The organism is Acinetobacter sp. WCHAc060033 (genome assembly GCF_004209125.1).
Lineage (GTDB): Bacteria > Pseudomonadota > Gammaproteobacteria > Pseudomonadales > Moraxellaceae > Acinetobacter > Acinetobacter wuhouensis.
This window is the reverse complement of the sequence record NZ_SGSW01000122.1, coordinates 1-2,120: the sequence shown is the minus strand read 5'-3', so window position 1 is coordinate 2,120 and position 2,120 is coordinate 1. Positions and strand designations below refer to the sequence as shown.

General features: G+C 36.2%; 2 protein-coding genes. One reads left to right on the top strand and one right to left on the bottom strand.

The genetic code is table 11. The features are described from left to right. The coding region (locus EXE10_RS20700) for a DUF4236 domain-containing protein (RefSeq protein ID WP_130114577.1) at positions 1–299 on the top strand (299 nt) is incomplete at its 5' end. A gap of 271 nt (positions 300–570) precedes the next feature. On the opposite strand, the gene EXE10_RS20695 is transcribed toward EXE10_RS20700, so the two are convergent. Further along, positions 571–1,803: an ATP-binding protein gene (locus EXE10_RS20695; RefSeq protein WP_087528525.1), complete on the bottom strand. Its 1,233-nt coding sequence runs from the start codon at positions 1,801–1,803 to the stop codon at positions 571–573. Positions 1,804–2,120 lie beyond the last annotated feature (317 nt).

Genomic DNA, 2,120 nt, shown 5'->3' with positions numbered 1-2,120 from the left:
TATTCCCGGGTTTTAAAATTAATCTGACCCATAAAGGCATCAGCAGTGCCAGCATTGGCAAACCTGGTACTTCTCTAAATATTGGGAAAAAAGGTACGCGAACCAGTGTCGGCATTCCAGGTACGGGACTATCTTACTCTAAACACCAACCTTACTCTAAAAAGACCCGTGTTCCACAACCGACATCGCTAGAACACACGGAATATAATCCTCAGAGTTTAGAACAACCGAAGACAAAGATCTGGCCTTGGATCATTTTTGGAATATTGTGTTTTATGGTGGGTGCCGTCATTTTTTAGCAAGAACAGCATTGTATTTTGATCAAAAAAAATGCCCACATGGATGAATGGGCAAACTAAGGAATTAATATCCTTCAGAAACTCCAGCGCAATTCTCGCTACTTTCAGTAAGCGACTCTGGCTCAATCATGAGGGTCTGACTCAATCGAATCGAGGTAAATCGATCCATCACAATTGGAGCAGAAATTATGCTTGAATACATTCTTGGATGATGCTGAAAAGTCTTTGAGCTTTAATCAATAAATAAGAGTATTCATGTCTACCCTCAACTTTACTTATTTTCAGATAGCAACCAATCGAGAGCACTCATTTTTACAATACCATTATAATTTGCTTCAGCCCCTATCGTGTCTAAGGTAAGTAAATATTTGGGATACGAATCAGAAATTTTCTGTAATGGACGTAACTCTCGGCTGAGTGTCTCCTCATTGAGCGTTTCTAATGCCACTTGATAATAAGTTAAATTCTGTAAAGTATCGACAGCAACAAAATCAATTTCATATTCATCAACCCGCCCTACATAGACCGTATAACCTCGTCTGATAAGCTCAAGATAAATTACATTTTCTAAGATATGACCTTGATCAGCATTAGCATCAGGCAACATAATCCGGCGCAATCCGACATCAACTAAATAGTATTTTTCAGAGGATTGTAATAACTCACGCCCGCGTACTTTAAATTGTGCAGCACTATAAAATAACAAACTGTCCTGTAAGCCCTGAATATAGCGTTTTACTGTTTCAAATGAAATTTTAACCCCACTTGAAACAAAGGTATTTTTAATTTTATTGATGGAAATAGGTGAGCCTGTCACGCTTGCCAAATATCTTGCGACACGCTCGAGAGAGTTAATATCGGCAGTATTCAAACGGGGAATAACATCTTTAAACATTACACTGGCATAGACCGCTTGCAAGTAATCATAAGTTTCTTGCTGGCTAGTCATGGCAAGCGTATAAGGGAAACTACTGCGCGTATACATGGCATACAAATCACGATTGGATAATTGTTGGATGATCGGATTATTTTCAATATGCCACTGTTTAAATTCTTGGAATGACAAAGGTAGAACATGTTGCTCGATATAGCGTCCTGTAAGTAAAGTCGCAAGTTCTCCACTTAGAAAGAATGCGTTTGAGCCTGTAATATATAAATCGATATAATCCCGAACATATAAAGAGTCGACCACTTTCTCAAAATTGGTAACATGTTGTATTTCATCTAAAAAAACATAGTTTTTTTTACTTTTATCAACTTTAGACAGTACATAATCATGTAGTTTACGGTAATCTGTGAGTTCTTCAAATTCCATAAATTCGAAATTGATAGCAATGATGTTTTCGGCTTGTACACCCTGTGCTTTTAGGTCTTGTTGAAACATCGCCAATAAGGTGGATTTTCCAGAGCGACGCACACCTGAAAGTACTTTAATGACATCACGGTCTTGCCATGTATTCAGAAATTTTAAGTAGCCATCACGTCGAATATTAGCGCTTCTCATTATTTACACTTAGAATCTAAAGTTTTAATAAATTCTATCAAATTTTAGAACGTATATGTAAATATATTTAATTTTAGAAAAAGTTTAAAGGTTAAGTGAAACATTCAAAACTACTGTTGAAGTATGCAAACAGCAGATTTGATGAAAATCCAAATTCTGTCTTTTTGATTATTTTCCATGTCATGTTATGTCATTGATGCTGCGACTTAACTGCTATATAAATTAAGTGAAAAGTAAAAGGAATTAATATGTTAACTAGAGTGGAACTCATTTTTGTTGTGCTGATGGTCTCAGCCTTAATCCTAATTGCTTATGAA